Below are 17175 nucleotides of genomic sequence, written 5' to 3'. Positions count from 1 at the left end.
GGGGCATTCAAATGGAGGGGAGTATAGCTGAGCGGATGCTCGGGTTTATCAACGCTTTTGAGGGGGGATCCACAGAATGCGTAAGTGGGATGGGTGGTACGTGTGCCTAGGGAGATCCAACTGATGGGCCGCAGTTCAAATGTGGGAGGGGGGCTTGCTCCCGATGGCGGTCTTGTAGTCGACCGGGATCTTGGATCAGACCGAGTACATATCCATTGCTGCGGTAACGGTTGCTATTGGTTCCGCTTTTACAGCGGGTCACTTTTGGAAAAGAGCCCGGAATGCCGGCCCAGCCAAAAGTAACCAAAAGGGCTCTTGCCCCACCACTCGGCACCTCGCTTAGGCTCGGTGTGCCCGTAATCCGCCATGGATTTGGGAGGCCGCCGCCACGCGCCGTCCATGGCGCGGGGCGGCTAAACCGGCATCCCTGCCGGTTTACCCCCCAAATCCCTGTCGAATTCCGGCCAGCGTGGTTTGACGGGGCGCCTAAGATCAAGATCAAAAGCAGATCAAGAGCGGCTCGCTTCGCATCGTGGTTAGCGGGGCAGAGCTGCGTCGATAGCCTTACTTATGCGTTGAGCCGTACTTGCTTTTCCAACTCCAGCTTTAAGCCGGGTTCAAGTTTCAGTTGGCGGGCCAGTTCATCCAGGTAGGCTTTTTCCATGAAATTTTCCTCATCCACCAGCATTACGCTGGCGATGTACATTTCGGCGGCCATTTCCGGGGTGCTGGCGGCGCGGGCGACGTCGGTGGGGTCCAGGGGCTTGTTAAGTTCGGCGTGCAGCCAGTGTTGCAGTTCCTGGTCGTTGTCCAGCTTGGTGAATTCGCCTTCGATCAACGCGCGCTCGCGCTCATCCACATGGCCGTCTGCCTTTGCGGCGGCCACCAGTGCCTTGAGAATGCCCTGGCTGTGTTGTTCAACCTGGGCCGGAGGCAGGCGGTCGATGGTTTGTGGTTCGCCTTGGGGGGCGCTGGCTTGCTGGGCTTGCCAGTTGCCGTAGGCTTTATAGGCAATCACACCCAATGCGGCCAGGCCGCCGTAGGTCAGGGCCTTGCCGCCGAATTTGCGCGCTTTTTTGTTGCCCAGCAGCAAGCCCATGGCTCCAGCCGCCAGGGCGCCGCCGCCGGCACCGCCGAGCATGCTGCCCAGCCCGCTACCGCCGAGTAAACCGCCAAGGGCGCTTTTGTCGTTGGATTTGCGTTGGCCGCCAGCCTTGTTTTGCAACATATCCTGGCCAGACTTGAGCAACTGATCGAGCAATCCGCGGGTATTCATTCGTAGCCTCCAGACACTTGGGTTCATAGGACCAATAGGCCCCCAGCGTAAGACGAAGTGCCAAAAAGCCGCGATCTAGAGTGCTTCCAGATGTAACGCGGGTATTCGACCAGGAAATGTCTTGTTGCATATGCAGCGCCATCATCCCGCCATCAATCAATTTGCCTTGTTCATCGAACCGCTTAAGCTATCCGGCGTCTGTTTATTGTCCGTTGCGTTTGGCCGAAGGCATGTCCGAACCGTTATTTCTGATCCGCTACGTGCCAGGAACGGCGCGGGATTTGCTCACGACAGGTTGTCTCTATGCACCGCAGGAATTTGCTCAAAGCATCCATGGCCATTGCGGCTTACACCGGTTTGTCGGCCAGCGGCCTGCTGGCCGCGCAGGCTTGGGCCGGGAACCGTGCCGCCGACGGCAAAGCCGTGGCGTTCGATTTCGAAGCGCTCAAGGCGCAAGCCAAGCAACTGGCCACCCGTGGCTATCAAGACACTAAGCAGGTGCTGCCACCCACCCTGGCCACCATGACCCCGCAGAATTTCAACGCCATTGGCTACGACGGTAACCATTCGTTGTGGAAAGAGTTGAACGGTCAACTGGACGTGCAATTCTTCCATGTCGGCATGGGCTTCAAGACGCCGGTGCGCATGCACAGTGTCGACCCCAAGACCCGCGAGGCTCGCGAAGTGCATTTCCGCCCTTCACTGTTCAACTATGAAAAAACCACGGTAGACACCCAGCAACTGACCCGCGACCTGGGTTTTTCCGGCTTCAAGCTGTTCAAGGCGCCGGAGTTGGACCGCCATGACGTGCTGTCGTTTCTCGGCGCCAGCTACTTTCGCGCGGTGGACTCCACCGGCCAATATGGCCTGTCGGCCCGCGGCCTGGCGATTGATACCTACGCGAAAAAACGCGAGGAATTCCCCGACTTCACGCAGTTCTGGTTCGAAACTCCGGACAAGAATGCCACCCGCTTTGTGGTCTACGCCCTGCTTGACTCGCCAAGCGCCACCGGCGCCTACCGCTTCGATATCGACTGCCAGGCCAACCAGGTGGTGATGGCAATCGACGCGCACATCAATGCACGCACTGCCATCGAACAATTGGGCATCGCCCCCATGACCAGCATGTTCAGCTGCGGCACCCATGAGCGGCGCATGTGCGACACCATCCACCCGCAAATCCACGATTCGGACCGCCTGGCCATGTGGCGCGGCAATGGCGAGTGGATCTGCCGCCCGCTGAACAACCCGGCCAAGCTGCAATTCAACGCGTTCGCCGACACCGACCCCAAAGGCTTCGGCCTGGTGCAGACCGACCATGAGTTCGCCAGCTACCAGGACACCGTCGACTGGTACAGCAAACGCCCAAGCCTGTGGGTTGAACCTACCACCGCGTGGGGCGAAGGCTCGATCGACCTGCTGGAGATCCCCACCACCGGCGAAACCCTGGACAATATCGTCGCCTTCTGGACCCCGAAAAAGCCCGTGGCCGCGGGTGATTCGCTCAACTATGGCTACAAGTTGTACTGGAGCGCACTGCCACCGGTGAGCACGCCGCTGGCGCAGGTCGACGCAACCCGGTCAGGCATGGGTGGTTTCACCGAAGGTTGGGCGCCCGGCGAGCATTACCCGAAGGTGTGGGCGCGGCGTTTCGCCGTAGACTTCAAAGGCGGCGGGCTGGATCGCCTGCCAGCGGGCACCGGCATCGAGCCGGTGGTGACCTGCTCCCATGGTGAGGTGAAGGATTTCAGCGTGCTGGTGCTGGATAACATCAAGGGCTATCGCATCCTGTTCGACTGGTACCCCACCAGCGACAGTGTGGAGCCGGTGGAGCTGCGCCTGTTTATTCGCACCCAAGACCGCACCCTGAGCGAAACCTGGCTGTATCAGTACTTCCCGCCCGCACCGGAGCAGCGCAAGTACACCTGAAATTAACCGCCTGATCATTCCCACGTCGCAGCGTGGGAATGATCGCAGGTGGCTTAGAACCGCGATACGCTTTTCATCGCGCCAATCAGATACCGCATCGCCACCTGATCACTCTCGGTCAGCGCCCGGTACTGGGCCAGCAACTCCATTTCATCCGAACTCAACCTTCGACCCCGCAATGACATCCGGCGGCTCAGAAAAGACGCCATCGCACCCGCTACGCCATAGGATTTGGCCATGGACCACTACTCCTGATATCAGTCAAATACTCCTGGTGCCCATTTCCAAACTCCCCCGAAGCACAACGCTTTCGTGGTCAAGCAGCCTACCTCCCTGGGCTAGGAACCAGGCTAACCCTAAGCTTAGAAACTATCTCGTGGCACGTGGGATTTTTTTAGAGTATTCACTTAAAAAAATGGCCTCGGTAATAAAACCCTACAGCGCTTGCTTACGCCGTGGTCGATACAGGACGCGAGTTCTGGCAACCGCAAGAAAAAACCCACCGTATCAGGGTGGGTTCGACCTAACTGTGCGCGGGATCAATCCCGCAGATCCGACTCATGAATCGGCTGGTCCCGATGGGTTGCCCGCTGGTACTGCGCCGGCCAGATAGCCTTGCGCCCGCCCAGGTCATCGTCGGCATGCAGCGGCCAGTACGGGTCGCGCAGCAGTTCACGGGCCAGGAAGATGATGTCGGCCTGGCAGGTGCGCAGGATGTGCTCGGCCTGGGCCGGTTCGGTAATCATGCCAACCGTGCCGGTGGCGATGCCCGACTCCTTGCGCACGCGCTCGGCGAAGCGCGTCTGGTAGCCAGGGCCGGTGGGGATCTCGGCATTGGCGGCGGTGCCCCCGGAGGACACGTCGATCAGGTCGACGCCCAGTTCTTTGAGGCGGCGCGCCAACTCCACGGTTTCATCCGGGTTCCAGCCGTCCTCCACCCAATCGGTGGCCGATACCCGCACAAACAGTGGCAACTCCTGAGGCCAGGCCGCACGTACGGCCTTGGTCACCTCCAGTACCAGGCGAATGCGGTTTTCGAACGAGCCGCCGTAGTGGTCCTGACGCTGGTTGCTGATGGGCGAGAGAAACTGGTGCAGCAGGTAGCCATGGGCAGCATGGATTTCCACCACTTCAAAACCTGCGGTCAAGGCACGCTTGGCGGCAGCGACAAAGTCGGCGATTACTTGCTGGATCTGCCCTTCGTCCAATTGCTTGGGCTGGGTGTGATTGGGGTCGAAGGCAATCGGCGAAGGGCCCACCGGCACCCACCCGCCCTCCTCCGGCTTGACGCTGCCATGCTTGCCGATCCAGGGCCGATGGGTGCTGGCCTTGCGCCCGGCATGGGCCAGTTGAATACCCGCCACCGCGCCCTGGGCCGCGATAAAGCGCGTGATACGCCGCAGCGGCTCGATCTGGGCGTCGTTCCACAGGCCCAGGTCCTGGGCGGTGATACGCCCATCAGCCGTCACGGCGGTGGCTTCGGTGAAAATCAGCCCCGCGCCCCCCACGGCTCGGCTGCCGAGATGCACCAGGTGCCAGTCATTGGCCAGGCCGTCGTCGCTGGAGTATTGGCACATCGGCGAGACCGCGATGCGGTTGAGCAGGGTCAATTGGCGCAGGGTATAGGGTTCGAGCAGCTGACTCATGGCGCACCTCTTCTGGGTTCTATGGGCACTGTTCAACAGTGTTTAGAGCCTAGTCGACAACCACCGATTGCACAGGGTTCAGAAAGGAAAGCGGGAGCCGATTGCCGGCTCCCGTTATGCAGCGCCTTACATTTCGACCTGGGTGCCCAGCTCGATCACACGGTTTACCGGCAGCTTGAAGAAGCGCAGGTTACCGTTGGCGTTCTTCAACATGAAGGCGAACAAGGTTTCGCGCCAGCGCGCCATGCCCTTGATGCGCGAGGCGATCACGGTCTCGCGGCTGAGGAAATAGGTGGTGCGCATCGGGCTGAAATCCAGATCATCCAGATGGCACAGCTTCAGCGCTTCGGGCACGTCCGGCTCATCGGTGAACCCGAAATGCAGGATCACGCGAAAGAAGCCTTCGCCGTAGGAGTCCACCTCGAAACGCCGTGCGGCAGGCACCCGTGGAATGTCTTCGTAGACCACCGTCAGCAGCACCACCTGCTCATGCAGCACCTGGTTGTGCAGCAGGTTATGCAACAGCGCGTGGGGCACCGCATCCGGGCGCGCGGTCAGGAACACCGCCGTGCCCTGCACGCGATGAGGCGGCTGCACGCGGATGCTGCTGATAAAAATCGGCAATGGCAGCCCACCCTCGTCGAGGCGCTCGACCAGCAATTGCTTGCCGCGCTTCCAGGTGGTCATCAACACGAACAACACGATCCCCGCCAGTACCGGGAACGCGCCGCCCTGGATCACCTTGGGCACGTTGGCGGCGAAAAACAGACCGTCCACCAGCAAGCAGCAGAGCAACACCGGCACCGCCAGCACTGGTGGCCACTTCCACAGCAACAGCATGACCGCCGACACCAGGATGGTGGTCATCAGCATGGTGCCGGTCACCGCTACGCCGTAGGCCGACGCCAGGGCACCGGAAGATTCGAAGCCCAGCACCAGCAGGATCACGCCCACCATCAACGACCAGTTCACAGCGCCGATGTAGATCTGGCCTTGCTCGGCACTCGAAGTGTGCTGGATGTGCATACGCGGGATGTAACCCAACTGGATCGCCTGGCGGGTCAACGAGAACGCACCGGAAATGACTGCCTGGGACGCGATCACGGTCGCCAGGGTGGACAAGCCCACCAGCGGGATCAGCGCCCAGCTCGGCGCCAGCAGGTAAAACGGGTTGCGCGCGGCCTCCGGATCGCCCAGCAGCATCGCGCCCTGGCCGAAATAATTGAGCACCAGCGCCGGCAGCACCAGGATGAACCAGGCACGGGCGATGGGCTTGCGCCCGAAGTGGCCCATGTCGGCGTACAACGCTTCGGCGCCGGTCAAGGCCAGCACCACCGCGCCAAGAATTGCCACGCCGATGCCGGGGTGAACCATAAAGAAGCGCACGCCCCATGCTGGGTTCAGCGCACTCAATACTTCAGGCTGCTGCAGAATGCCGTATACCCCGAGGCCGCCCAGCACCAGAAACCAGGTGACCATCACCGGGCCGAACAGCTTGCCGATACGATCGGTGCCGTGCTTCTGGATCAGAAACAACGCCACCAGCACGATCAACGCGATGGGCACCACCCATTTTTCCAGGCCGTCGAACGCCAGCTCCAGGCCTTCAATGGCCGACAATACCGAAATCGCCGGGGTGATCATGCTGTCGCCATAAAAGAGCGCCGCGCCACACAGGCCGCACACCACCAGGAAACTGCGCAATTTAGCGCGCTCCCCGGCTGCCCGCCGCGCCAACGCCGTGAGCGCCATGATGCCGCCCTCGCCCTGGTTGTCGGCACGTAGCACGAACAACATGTACTTGATCGACACCACCCAGATCAGCGACCAGAAGATCAGCGCCAGTATCCCCAACACGCCGTCATGGTTGACCTGTACTCCGTAACCGCCGTTGAACACCTCTTTAAGGGTGTAGAGCGGGCTGGTCCCGATATCGCCATAAACCACCCCCACCGCCGCCACCAGCATGCCAATCGGCTTGGCGTTTGAATGCTCGGCACCTGCTGCCTGACTACTTGCCTGACCCATCAACCACTCCTGCCCTTTGACCCAAGGTCTTTTATAAACAGCACGACTAAGCTGACCCTAGCATGCGCTGTTTTACTTCTCGAAACAGACGTTTTATTGACCCAAGGGCATTACCCGTGCGCAACGGCGCGAAGCATAGCGCAGCACTCGTCGCATTTCCCTGCATAAAGCTGGTCAAGTGCGCTGCCCGCCGATAGAATTGCGCACTTTTTGATCAGAGGCGCACCAAGCGCCCATCCGTTGCCTTGTCGTGCACGACCGGCAGCGTCATTCAATACCGAGGTTAGACATGTCCACCACCATCGCAAAAGCCAACCCCAAGGTTGGCTTTGTTTCCCTGGGTTGCCCGAAGGCTCTGGTCGACTCCGAGCGCATCCTCACGCAATTGCGGATGGAAGGCTATGACGTCGTGTCCACGTACCAGGACGCCGATGTGGTGGTGGTCAACACCTGCGGCTTCATCGACTCGGCCAAGGCGGAGTCGCTGGAAGTGATCGGCGAAGCCATCAAGGAAAACGGCAAGGTCATCGTCACCGGCTGCATGGGTGTGGAAGAAGGCAATATCCGCAACGTACACCCCAGTGTGCTGGCCGTGACCGGCCCGCAGCAGTACGAGCAGGTGGTCAACGCCGTCCACGAAGTGGTGCCGCCACGCCAGGACCACAACCCGCTGATCGACCTGGTGCCGCCCCAAGGCATCAAACTGACCCCACGCCACTACGCGTACCTGAAGATATCCGAGGGCTGCAACCACAGCTGCAGCTTCTGCATCATCCCGTCGATGCGCGGCAAACTGGTAAGCCGCCCGGTGGGTGATGTGCTTGACGAGGCCCAGCGCCTGGTCAAATCCGGCGTCAAGGAGTTGCTGGTAATCTCCCAGGACACCAGCGCCTACGGCGTCGACGTGAAATACCGCACTGGCTTCTGGAACGGCGCGCCGGTGAAAACCCGCATGACCGAACTCTGCGAAGCCCTCAGCAGCTTGGGCGTGTGGGTGCGCCTGCACTACGTTTACCCGTACCCGCACGTGGACGAGCTGATCCCGTTGATGGCCGCTGGCAAGATCCTGCCGTACCTGGACATCCCGTTCCAACACGCCAGCCCCAAAGTGCTCAAGGCAATGAAACGCCCGGCGTTCGAAGACAAGACCCTGGCGCGTATCAAGAACTGGCGCGAGATCTGCCCGGAGCTGATCATCCGCTCCACCTTCATCGTCGGCTTCCCCGGCGAGACCGAAGAAGACTTCCAGTACCTGCTCGACTGGCTGACCGAAGCGCAGCTGGACCGCGTCGGCTGCTTCCAGTACTCGCCAGTGGAAGGCGCTCCGGCCAACCTGCTGGACCTGGCCGTGGTGCCGGACGACGTCAAGCAAGATCGTTGGGAGCGCTTCATGGCGCACCAACAGGCGATCAGCTCTGCACGCCTGCAACTGCGCATCGGCAAGGAAATCGAAGTGCTCATCGACGAAGTCGACGAGCAAGGCGCCGTTGGCCGCTGCTTCTTCGATGCGCCGGAAATCGACGGTAACGTGTTTATTGACGATGCCAGCGGCTTGAAGCCGGGCGACAAGGTCTGGTGCACCGTGACCGACGCCGACGAGTACGACTTGTGGGCTGAAAAGCGCGACTGAAGCGTGTTTGCGTAATATTTTGAAAAAGCCCCGCCTCTGACAAGATGCGGGGCTTTTTTAGGTCTATCGTTTTGCCCATCAGCGCCGATTACGGCAAGGGGCAGCGGGCATGCGTCAGCATTCGGTTATCCACACACCTAAAACCAGCGATTACGCGCGCTTGGCGCAGATCTGGGAAGACTCGGTACGCGCCACCCACGATTTTCTGCCGGGCAGCTATATCGACTTGCTGAAAAACCTGGTGCTGACTCGCTACCTGGACGCGGTGATGCTGATCTGCACCAAGGACTCACGCCAGCGCATCACCGGGTTCGCCGGGGTGGCGGCGGGCAAAGTGGAGATGCTGTTTATCGACCCGCAACACCGTGGTCAGGGCCTGGGGCGGCAACTGCTGCGCTATGCGATCGAACATATGAATGCCGATGAGCTGGACGTCAACGAACAGAACCCCCAGGCCCTGGGTTTCTACTTCAAGCAAGGCTTCGAAGTGATCGGACGCACGGAGCATGATGGCCTTGGCCAGCCTTACCCGTTGCTGCATTTGCGTTTGCGCACATCTGTGGGAGCTGGCTTGCCTGCGATGCGAGCGACGCGTTAGCTCAGGTTGACCGAGGTGATGCCATCGCAGGCAAGCCAGCTCCCACAAAAAGCCACTACCTGAAATGGGGCCGGGATTAACCGGCGCCAGGCAGGTACAATAGCCGCCCCCTTTTGTTACGGCCCTTGTCATGACTGACCCCATACGCCTCTCCAAACGCCTTATCGAACTGGTCGGTTGCTCCCGTCGGGAGGCTGAGCTGTTTATCGAAGGCGGCTGGGTCTCGGTGGACGGCGAAGTGATCGACGAGCCGCAGTTCAAGGTCACAACCGAAAAAGTCGAGCTGGACCCAGAGGCCAAAGCCACCCCACCAGAGCCGGTGACCATTCTGTTGCACGCGCCGGCAGGCATGGACGCTGAAACCGCCATGGCCACGATCAGCGCCGAGACCTTGTCTGAAGAACACCGCTTCAGCAAGCGCCCGCTCAAGGGGCATTTCCTGCGCCTGACCGCCAGCGCCGACTTGCAAGCCAAGGCCAGCGGCTTGCTGGTGTTCACCCAGGACTGGAAGATTCTGCGCAAGTTGACCGCCGATGCCGCCAAGATCGAGCAGGAGTACGTAGTAGAAGTCGAAGGCGACATGGTTGCCCACGGCCTCAACCGCCTGAACCACGGCCTGACCTACAAAGGTAAGGAACTTCCCGCTGTGAAAGCCAGCTGGCAGAACGAAAACCGCCTGCGCTTTGCGATGAAAAACCCGCAACCCGGCGTTATCGCGCTGTTCTGCGAAGCTGTTGGCCTGAAAGTCATCGCCATCCGCCGTATCCGCATCGGCGGCGTGTCCATTGGCAAGGTGCCATTGGGCCAATGGCGCTACCTGTCCGGCAAAGAGAAGTTCTAAGCCGTTCCCCTTTTCCCGACACCGCCTGATTGGGCGGCGTCATCAGTTCAATAGCAGGATTGCTCACCATGATTCACAACGACGTACTGCGCAGCGTGCGCTACATGCTCGACATCAGCGACAACAAGATGGTCGAGATCATCAAGCTCGGCGGCATGGACGTGACCAAGGAAGACCTGCTGACCTACCTCAAGAAAGATGAGGAAGAAGGCTTCGTGTTCTGCCCGGATGAAGTCATGGCTCACTTCCTCGATGGCTTGGTCATCTTCAAGCGCGGCAAGGACGAAAGCCGTCCACCGCAGCCGATCGAAACGCCGGTGACCAACAACATCATCCTGAAAAAGCTGCGCGTGGCCTTCGAACTGAAGGAAGACGACATGCATGCCATCCTCAAGGCAGCGGAGTTCCCGGTGTCCAAGCCAGAGCTGAGCGCGCTGTTCCGCAAGTTCGGCCATACCAACTACCGCACCTGTGGTGATCAGTTGCTGCGTAACTTCCTCAAGGGCCTGACCTTGCGGGTCCGTGCCTAAGCCATGAGTTACCAGGTCTCGCCCGTCGGTTTCGTACGCTCCTGCTTCAAGGAGAAGTTCGCCATCCCGCGCCAACCGCAACTGGCACCGGCTGCCCGTGGCGTGCTGGAGTTGGTGGCGCCGTTCGACCAGGGCGAGGCCGTGCAGGGGCTGGAACAGGTCAGCCATGTGTGGTTGCTGTTCCTGTTTCATCAGGCCCTGGAAGACAAGCCACGCCTGAAAGTGCGCCCGCCACGCCTGGGCGGCAATACGTCCATGGGCGTGTTTGCCACCCGTGCCACCCACCGACCTAATGGCATTGGCCAATCGGTGGTCAAGCTGGACAAGGTGGAACCGGGGCGACTGTGGATTTCCGGGATCGACTTGCTCGATGGCACGCCGGTGCTGGATATCAAGCCATATGTGCCCTATGCCGACATTGTCGACAGCGCTACCAACACCATTGCCAGCAGCGCGCCGCAACTGATTGCGGTGCAGTGGCTGAAGACGGCGCTGCAACAGGCGCAAGGCCACGCTCAACGCCTCGGCGAGCCGTTGGTGGAACTGATTGAGCAGTGTTTGGCGCAGGATCCGCGGCCGGCGTATCAGGTTCCTACGTCGGAACGGGAATACGGTGCGCAATTCTGGGATGTGGATGTGCGCTGGCACTACCCGGAACCCGGGATGATTTGTGTGCTGGAAGTGGTTCCCGCCGGATAAACCGGAGACTGAATTTGGGAGGGGGCTTGCCCCCTCCCACATTTTGATCTGCTTACTGACGCGGTATTACTTCTCGACGAACGCACGCTCGATCAGGTAATCACCCGGCTCACGCATCCGTGGCGAAACCTTCAGGCCGAAGCTGTTCAGCACTTCGCTGGTCTCATCCAACATGCTTGGGCTGCCGCACAGCATGGCGCGGTCGTCTTCGGGGTTGATCGGTGGCAGGCCGATGTCGCTGAACAGCTTGCCACTGCGCATCAGGTCGGTCAGGCGGCCTTCGTTTTCGAACGGCTCGCGGGTCACGGTCGGGTAGTAGATCAACTTGTCACGCAGGGCCTCGCCGAAGAATTCGTTCTGCGGCAGGTGCTCGGTGATGAATTCGCGGTAGGCGACTTCGTTGACGTAGCGCACGCCGTGGCACAGGATGACTTTTTCGAAACGCTCGTAGGTCTCCGGGTCCTGGATCACGCTCATGAACGGCGCGAGGCCAGTGCCGGTGCTGAGCAGGTACAGGTGTTTGCCCGGCTTCAAATCGTCAAGCACCAGGGTGCCCGTCGGTTTTTTGCTGATGATGATCTCGTCGCCTTCCTTCAAGTGCTGCAATTGGGAAGTCAGCGGGCCATCCGGCACCTTGATGCTGAAGAACTCCAGATGCTCTTCCCAGTTTGGGCTGGCAATCGAGTAAGCACGCATGAGCGGGCGGCCGTTGGGCTGTTGCAGGCCGATCATCACGAACTGACCGTTCTCGAAGCGCAAGCCCGGATCGCGGGTGCACTTGAAGCTGAACAGAGTGTCGTTCCAGTGATGAACACTGAGGACACGCTCGTGGTTCATGTTGCTCATGTACGGGGGACTCCTGGAAATGGGTCTGCGCCAAAGGTAAGGATGCGCAATTGCACAGCATTCTAATGGCGGCGACAATATCTGTTAACTGGATTATTAAGATAAGGGTTATCGGTTATATCGATATGCGATTTACTCTCCGTCAACTGCAAGTTTTCGTCGCCGTCGCCCAGCAGGAAAGCGTCTCGCGCGCTGCTGGCCTTCTGGCCTTATCTCAATCCGCCGCCAGCACGTCGATCACCGAGCTGGAGCGTCAATCCAGCTGCCAATTGTTCGACCGCGCCGGCAAACGCCTGAGTCTCAACGCCCTCGGTCACCAGCTATTGCCCCAGGCGGTTGCACTGCTGGACCAGGCCAAAGAGATCGAGGACCTGCTCAACGGCAAGTCCGGCTTCGGCTCCTTGGCGGTCGGCGCGACCCTGACCATCGGCAATTACTTGGCGACGCTGCTGATTGGCAGCTTTATGCAGCAGCATCCCGAAAGCCAGGTGAAACTCCATGTGCAGAACACTGCACATATCGTGCATCAGGTAGCGCACTACGAAATTGACCTGGGTCTAATTGAAGGCGACTGCAGCCACCCGGATATCGAGGTGCAGACGTGGGTAGAAGATGAGCTCGTGGTGTTTTGTGCGCCGCAGCATCATTTGGCCAAGCGTGGCGTGGCCAGCATGGACGAATTGACCCACGAAGCGTGGATACTGCGCGAACAAGGCTCGGGCACGCGCCTGACGTTTGACCAGGCCATGCGCCATCATCGCAGCGCGCTGAATATCCGTCTGGAACTGGAACACACCGAGGCGATCAAGCGGGCAGTGGAGTCGGGGTTGGGGATCGGCTGCATTTCGCGGCTGGCGCTGCGCGACGCGTTCCGCCGGGGCAGCCTGGTACCGGTGGAAACCCCGGATCTGGACCTGGCCCGGCAGTTCTACTTCATCTGGCATAAGCAGAAATACCAGACCTCGGCGATGCGCGAGTTTCTCGAACTGTGCCGCGCTTTCACCGCCGGGGTGCAGCGCAGCGACGAGATCGTACTGCCGAGTATTGCCTGATCGTTAGATCAGGATCACCGCCCACACCAGGGTGATCATGGTCAGTGCCACAAATTGCGCGGCGCTGCCCATGTCCTTGGCGTTCTTCGACAGCGGATGGCGGTCCAGGGAAATACGGTCAATGGCCGCTTCTACCGCAGAGTTGAGCAACTCGACAATCAACGCCAGCAGGCACACCGCAATCAGCAGTGCCCGCTCGACCCGGCTGACCTGCAGGAAAAAGCTCAAAGGGATCAGGATGACGTTCAACAACACCAACTGACGGAACGCCGCCTCGCCGGTGAAAGCTGCGCGCAGACCATCCAGGGAATAGCCCCCTGCATTGAAGATACGTTTGATACCGGTTTGACCCTTGAAAGGCGACATAGATGTAGGCAACTGAACCAAAGAAGTGGGGAAGCTAGATCACGCAAAGTCAAAAAAGCGTGAAGCGGCTGTAACTTAATGTTGCGAGATTGACTCAAGTTGTTGCAAGAGCAACGCCGCCTGGGTCCGGGTACGCACTCCCAGCTTACGGAAAATCGCCGTTACATGGGCCTTGATGGTCGCTTCCGACACGCTCAATTCGTAGGCAATCTGCTTGTTCAGCAAACCTTCGCAGACCATGGTCAGCACCCGGAACTGCTGGGGTGTGAGACTGGCCAGGCCATCACGGGCGGCCTTGGCTTCGTCGGACACGTTGATTTGTTCAAACGCCTGGGGCGGCCAGGACACATCGCCGTCCAATACCGCGCGCACGGCTTTCTGGATCTCTTCCATCGCGCTGGACTTGGGAATGAAGCCACTGGCGCCAAACTCCTTGGAGCGCACCACCACGTCGGCTTCCTCCTGGGCCGAGACCATCACCACGGGGATCTGCGGGTATTGCCCGCGCAGCAGCACCAGCCCGGAAAAGCCGTAGGCACCGGGCATGTTCAGGTCGAGCAGCACCAGGTCCCAGTCGGATTTTTCGGTGAGGCGAGCTTCCAGTTCGGCGATGCTGGCCACTTCGACCAGGCGAACATCAGGGCCAAGCCCCAGGGTGACTGCCTGATGCAGAGCGCTGCGAAACAGCGGATGGTCATCGGCTATCAGGATTTCGTATGTGGCCATTGGTTAAATGATCCTGTTTTTTATGGCAGCCCTGATGGTTCAGGGCTCACCAATACACAAGGCGACGGCCTGGCAGCTATCGCCACAGGGCCTGCTCAACGTCAAAAGCACATGAAACGACGTCGAGCATTCACGGTTGCGCCCCAATCGGCGCCCAGCATGACCAGCGTAGCCTGGAGGGTCAAGCGCTACGCCCGTGGGCATTCTAGCGGGTTGCGGGTTCAGGGTGCCATCATGCAAACGTCGTCTGGCTAGGCTGCCGGTATATAGGGTGCAAGGCGCATATGGACAGCGTCCATCGGGTCCAAGGGCATTTGGAACTTGGCTGCCAGGTAATGGGCGCTGAATACATCGAGGTAGGCGTCCAGCACTTCGCTGGCAGTCAAGTCTTCGGCCAGCTCCAGGCACAGCGCCGCCACCTCGGCAGTACAGAAATGGTCATCACGCTTAGAACGCCGCAGCTTGTAGCGCGATAACTGCTCAGGGGCGAGGCTCAGGACTGGCAAATGCTCCAGGTAGGGGCTTTTGCGAAACATCTTGCGCGCTTCGCTCCAAGTGCCATCCAGCAGGATAAACAGCGGACGCTTGCCCTCCTCCACGCGGACTTGACTGACCACCCGTTGCGGCGCCACAAACTCGCCGGGAAATACGATGTATGGCTGCCACTGCGGGTCAGCCAACAACGTCAGCAAATCAGGATCTACCTCGGTACGTGACCAGGCAAATGCCGTGGTGTCGCCGATTACATCGGCAATGAGCCAGCCCGTATTGCTCGGCTTCATCGGTTCAACGTCGTGCATCAGCAGGCACATGGCTGACTTGGCCGCGACTTTGGGCCGCCAGGCGCACAAGCAATATTCGGGAATCACCCGACAGCCGGGGCAGCGCTCAGCCCGGGAACCACGATTGAGAAACGGCCTGATGGCACGCGCCAGGCGTTGGGTGCGCAAGCGGGAAACGGCGTGGCTCATCGGGCACGCGGCGAAGAAAAGGAAATCGACACGGAACAAACTCGTGAAAAACAGAAGTGCCCGCAGTTTACCAGCGATACGCCTGGCTGTAGTGGCAAGGGCTCACCTATAATTGCGCGCCACTGAACGCACAGCGCAGTGGCTGGTCTATGCACCAGTAACCGAATCAGGAGAGTTTCATGCTGCGTTCCATGCTGCGCCTTGTTGCCCCATCCCTCGCCATAGCGTTGGTCTTGCCTATGGGCGCCCACGCGGCCTCGCTGCTGGAGGCTCAAATGAACAGGAAACTGCAAAGCGTCGCGGCCGAAAGCAACAAGGACCTGCCCCGGGAAATTGATGAAAAGACCCTGGAAGTGGCCTACACCGTTGAAGGTATGCAGCTGATTGATCACCTCAGCGTTCAGCCTGATCGTGCCGAACAGATGCGTGCCAACCCCAAGGCTGTGTATTTCCAGCTCGGCCGCAGCGTCTGCACCAACCCAGGCTACCGCGAGCTGATGGCCAAGGGCGCAGTGATGCGCTATGAAATCACCGAGAACAAAAGCAACCGCCCTGTGGCATCGGTCAAGTTCGTTGAAGCGGATTGCCCGGCACCGGCTGCGGCGAAGAAGAAAAAGTAAGCACGATTTGACCGTCGCGCGCTGCTGTCCAGCGGCGCGCACTCCCCCGCTCCAGCTCCTGCCAACGACTAAACTACGCGATGAGTAACCAATAAGCGGTTGCCAGCCAAGGGTTTTTCGGCCCATGATCAAGCCATCCCATACGCCCGCCCACAGCTACTTCAATGCTGTTCTGTAACACTTTCAGGGCATAAGCGGCCTGCCCTCCTGTGGCATGCAACGACACATGCAGTGTCGTGGCCCCGACGACGCTCTCGTCGACTATCCAGGCCCTGTAAAGAAGGAGAAGTTGAATGCCTTATGAATCCAATGATCAGTTGCTTCGTCATTTTGAAGAAAACGGGACCGACCTCACGCAGCAGGTCGACGCGCAAATCCAGTTGATCGCCCCCAACAGCCCGAATATCCCCCTTTATCGCGACATGATCCTTACCGTTCTGCGCATGGCCCAGGACGACCGGGATCGCTGGAATGCCAAGATCACCCTGCGCGCCATTCGTGAATTGGACCATGCATTTCGCGTACTCGAACAATTCAAGGACCGGCGCAAGGTGACGGTGTTCGGCTCGGCACGTACACCTGTGGAAAGCCCACTGTATGCACTGGCCCGAGAGGTGGGTGCAGCATTGGCGCGCTCCGACCTGATGGTGATCACCGGCGGTGGCGGCGGCATCATGGCGGCAGCCCACGAAGGCGCGGGCCTGGCGCACAGCCTGGGGTTCAATATCACGCTACCCTTTGAACAGCACGCCAACCCCACTATCGATGGCACCGAAAACCTGCTGTCATTCCACTTCTTCTTTACCCGCAAGCTGTTCTTCGTCAAGGAAGCCGATGCGCTGGTGTTGTGCCCTGGCGGTTTCGGCACCCTGGACGAGGCTCTGGAAGTACTGACCCTGATCCAGACTGGCAAGAGCCCGCTGGTGCCAGTCGTGTTGCTGGATGCGCCGGGCGGTGGGTTCTGGCAAGGTGCCCTGGACTTTATCCGCAGCCAGTTGGAAGCCAACCGCTATATCCTGCCCACCGACCTCAAGCTGATACGCCTGGTCTACAGCGCCGAAGAAGCAGTGGATGAAATCAACCAGTTCTATGCCAACTTCCACTCCACCCGTTGGTTGAAACGCGAGTTTGTGGTGCGCATGAACCACCCTCTCAGTGAGCGTGCTCTGGCCCATTTGCAGCAAGAGTTTGCCAGCCTGCGGCTCAGTGGCGAGTTTCAACAGCTCGCCTATACAGGCGAAGACCATGACGAACCAAGGTTCAGTCACTTGACCCGCCTGATGTTCAACTTCAATGGCCGCGACCAGGGGCGACTGCGTGAATTGGTGGATTACATCAACCTGCCGGAAAACTGGGCACAGGCCCAAGGCAAGACGCAGCAACGTGTGACGTCACTGCCGGCGTAGTTTTTTGCAGG

Annotated in this window: 17 protein-coding genes; 9 read left to right on the top strand and 8 right to left on the bottom strand. The window is 59.8% G+C overall.

What is annotated here, in order from left to right:
• Positions 1-568: 568 nt before the first annotated feature.
• Positions 569-1276 (bottom strand): tellurite resistance TerB family protein, encoded by a 708-nt coding sequence (locus FW800_RS00085; RefSeq protein ID WP_248134378.1) that lies wholly within the window; start codon positions 1274-1276, stop codon positions 569-571.
• 303 nt (positions 1277-1579) lie between these two features.
• Here FW800_RS00085 and FW800_RS00080 point away from each other — a divergent pair, with 303 nt between their 5' ends.
• Positions 1580-3205: a glucan biosynthesis protein D gene (locus tag FW800_RS00080; protein ID WP_446436740.1), complete on the top strand. Its 1626-nt coding sequence runs from the start codon at positions 1580-1582 to the stop codon at positions 3203-3205.
• A gap of 53 nt (positions 3206-3258) precedes the next feature.
• Here FW800_RS00080 and FW800_RS00075 read toward each other — a convergent pair whose 3' ends face one another.
• The 3 genes from FW800_RS00075 to FW800_RS00065 form a co-directional block, all read right to left on the bottom strand.
• Positions 3259-3444, bottom strand: coding sequence for a hypothetical protein (locus tag FW800_RS00075; protein ID WP_005785481.1), 186 nt, complete (start codon positions 3442-3444; stop codon positions 3259-3261).
• A gap of 300 nt (positions 3445-3744) precedes the next feature.
• Positions 3745-4851, bottom strand: coding sequence for an NADH:flavin oxidoreductase/NADH oxidase (locus FW800_RS00070; RefSeq protein ID WP_194440210.1), 1107 nt, complete (start codon positions 4849-4851; stop codon positions 3745-3747).
• A 126-nt stretch (positions 4852-4977) separates the two neighbouring features.
• Positions 4978-6879, bottom strand: a complete 1902-nt coding sequence (locus FW800_RS00065; RefSeq protein ID WP_446436739.1) for a potassium transporter Kup — start codon at positions 6877-6879, stop codon at positions 4978-4980.
• 289 nt (positions 6880-7168) lie between these two features.
• On the opposite strand from FW800_RS00065, the gene rimO reads away from it, so the two are divergent.
• The 5 genes from rimO (at position 7169) to tsaA (ending at position 11177) form a co-directional block, all read left to right on the top strand.
• Entirely contained in the window at positions 7169-8509 is a 1341-nt protein-coding gene (gene rimO / locus FW800_RS00060) for a 30S ribosomal protein S12 methylthiotransferase RimO (protein WP_003231334.1), read from the top strand.
• A gap of 109 nt (positions 8510-8618) precedes the next feature.
• The gene (locus tag FW800_RS00055; RefSeq protein WP_446436738.1) at positions 8619-9107 is read left to right on the top strand and encodes a GNAT family N-acetyltransferase; all 489 of its coding nucleotides are present in this window, start codon (positions 8619-8621) and stop codon (positions 9105-9107) included.
• Positions 9108-9237: 130 nt separating this feature from the next.
• Positions 9238-9948, top strand: a complete 711-nt coding sequence (locus FW800_RS00050; RefSeq protein WP_446436737.1) for an rRNA pseudouridine synthase — start codon at positions 9238-9240, stop codon at positions 9946-9948.
• A 68-nt stretch (positions 9949-10016) separates the two neighbouring features.
• The gene (locus tag FW800_RS00045) at positions 10017-10478 is read left to right on the top strand and encodes a DUF1456 family protein (RefSeq protein ID WP_005785469.1); all 462 of its coding nucleotides are present in this window, start codon (positions 10017-10019) and stop codon (positions 10476-10478) included.
• A 3-nt stretch (positions 10479-10481) separates the two neighbouring features.
• Positions 10482-11177, top strand: coding sequence for a tRNA (N6-threonylcarbamoyladenosine(37)-N6)-methyltransferase TrmO (tsaA, locus tag FW800_RS00040; protein ID WP_103733430.1), 696 nt, complete (start codon positions 10482-10484; stop codon positions 11175-11177).
• 66 nt (positions 11178-11243) lie between these two features.
• On the opposite strand, the gene fpr is transcribed toward tsaA, so the two are convergent.
• Complete coding sequence (fpr, locus tag FW800_RS00035) at positions 11244-12023, bottom strand: ferredoxin-NADP reductase (protein WP_003189055.1); 780 nt, start codon at positions 12021-12023, stop codon at positions 11244-11246.
• Between the two features lie 125 nt (positions 12024-12148).
• On the opposite strand from fpr, the gene FW800_RS00030 reads away from it, so the two are divergent.
• Positions 12149-13075 (top strand): LysR family transcriptional regulator, encoded by a 927-nt coding sequence (locus FW800_RS00030; RefSeq protein WP_010212678.1) that lies wholly within the window; start codon positions 12149-12151, stop codon positions 13073-13075.
• Positions 13076-13078: 3 nt separating this feature from the next.
• On the opposite strand, the gene FW800_RS00025 is transcribed toward FW800_RS00030, so the two are convergent.
• From FW800_RS00025 to FW800_RS00015, 3 genes are all read right to left on the bottom strand, one after another.
• Positions 13079-13441 (bottom strand): diacylglycerol kinase, encoded by a 363-nt coding sequence (locus FW800_RS00025; protein WP_003189051.1) that lies wholly within the window; start codon positions 13439-13441, stop codon positions 13079-13081.
• Positions 13442-13516: 75 nt separating this feature from the next.
• Positions 13517-14167 (bottom strand): response regulator transcription factor ErdR, encoded by a 651-nt coding sequence (gene erdR / locus FW800_RS00020; RefSeq protein WP_005785464.1) that lies wholly within the window; start codon positions 14165-14167, stop codon positions 13517-13519.
• Positions 14168-14418: 251 nt separating this feature from the next.
• Positions 14419-15138 carry a tRNA-uridine aminocarboxypropyltransferase gene (locus FW800_RS00015; protein ID WP_046071232.1) on the bottom strand — a complete coding sequence of 240 codons (720 nt, stop codon included), beginning with the start codon at positions 15136-15138 and terminating at the stop codon, positions 14419-14421.
• A gap of 179 nt (positions 15139-15317) precedes the next feature.
• Between FW800_RS00015 and FW800_RS00010 the strand changes: the two genes are divergently transcribed.
• Positions 15318-15758: a PA3611 family quorum-sensing-regulated virulence factor gene (locus FW800_RS00010; protein ID WP_103733429.1), complete on the top strand. Its 441-nt coding sequence runs from the start codon at positions 15318-15320 to the stop codon at positions 15756-15758.
• Positions 15759-16051: 293 nt separating this feature from the next.
• Complete coding sequence (locus FW800_RS00005) at positions 16052-17164, top strand: LOG family protein (protein ID WP_032877501.1); 1113 nt, start codon at positions 16052-16054, stop codon at positions 17162-17164.
• Positions 17165-17175: the final 11 nt, after the last annotated feature.

This window comes from Pseudomonas sp. 910_23 (assembly GCF_052850795.1).
Note: the sequence above shows the minus strand (reverse complement) of the source record. Positions and strands in the feature narration are given on the sequence as shown.

Excerpts from the sequence above, each read along its gene's own strand:
- FW800_RS00085 (WP_248134378.1), bottom strand. The coding sequence starts at position 1,276 with ATGAATACCCGCGGATTGCTCGATCAGTTGCTCAAGTCTGGCCAGGAT.
- FW800_RS00080 (WP_446436740.1), top strand. The coding sequence starts at position 1,580 with ATGCACCGCAGGAATTTGCTCAAAGCATCCATGGCCATTGCGGCTTAC.
- FW800_RS00075 (WP_005785481.1), bottom strand. The coding sequence starts at position 3,444 with ATGGCCAAATCCTATGGCGTAGCGGGTGCGATGGCGTCTTTTCTGAGC.
- FW800_RS00070 (WP_194440210.1), bottom strand. The coding sequence starts at position 4,851 with ATGAGTCAGCTGCTCGAACCCTATACCCTGCGCCAATTGACCCTGCTC.
- FW800_RS00065 (WP_446436739.1), bottom strand. The coding sequence starts at position 6,879 with ATGGGTCAGGCAAGTAGTCAGGCAGCAGGTGCCGAGCATTCAAACGCC.
- rimO (WP_003231334.1), top strand. The coding sequence starts at position 7,169 with ATGTCCACCACCATCGCAAAAGCCAACCCCAAGGTTGGCTTTGTTTCC.
- FW800_RS00055 (WP_446436738.1), top strand. The coding sequence starts at position 8,619 with ATGCGTCAGCATTCGGTTATCCACACACCTAAAACCAGCGATTACGCG.
- FW800_RS00050 (WP_446436737.1), top strand. The coding sequence starts at position 9,238 with ATGACTGACCCCATACGCCTCTCCAAACGCCTTATCGAACTGGTCGGT.
- FW800_RS00045 (WP_005785469.1), top strand. The coding sequence starts at position 10,017 with ATGATTCACAACGACGTACTGCGCAGCGTGCGCTACATGCTCGACATC.
- tsaA (WP_103733430.1), top strand. The coding sequence starts at position 10,482 with ATGAGTTACCAGGTCTCGCCCGTCGGTTTCGTACGCTCCTGCTTCAAG.
- fpr (WP_003189055.1), bottom strand. The coding sequence starts at position 12,023 with ATGAGCAACATGAACCACGAGCGTGTCCTCAGTGTTCATCACTGGAAC.
- FW800_RS00030 (WP_010212678.1), top strand. The coding sequence starts at position 12,149 with ATGCGATTTACTCTCCGTCAACTGCAAGTTTTCGTCGCCGTCGCCCAG.
- FW800_RS00025 (WP_003189051.1), bottom strand. The coding sequence starts at position 13,441 with ATGTCGCCTTTCAAGGGTCAAACCGGTATCAAACGTATCTTCAATGCA.
- erdR (WP_005785464.1), bottom strand. The coding sequence starts at position 14,167 with ATGGCCACATACGAAATCCTGATAGCCGATGACCATCCGCTGTTTCGC.
- FW800_RS00015 (WP_046071232.1), bottom strand. The coding sequence starts at position 15,138 with ATGAGCCACGCCGTTTCCCGCTTGCGCACCCAACGCCTGGCGCGTGCC.
- FW800_RS00010 (WP_103733429.1), top strand. The coding sequence starts at position 15,318 with ATGCTGCGTTCCATGCTGCGCCTTGTTGCCCCATCCCTCGCCATAGCG.
- FW800_RS00005 (WP_032877501.1), top strand. The coding sequence starts at position 16,052 with ATGCCTTATGAATCCAATGATCAGTTGCTTCGTCATTTTGAAGAAAAC.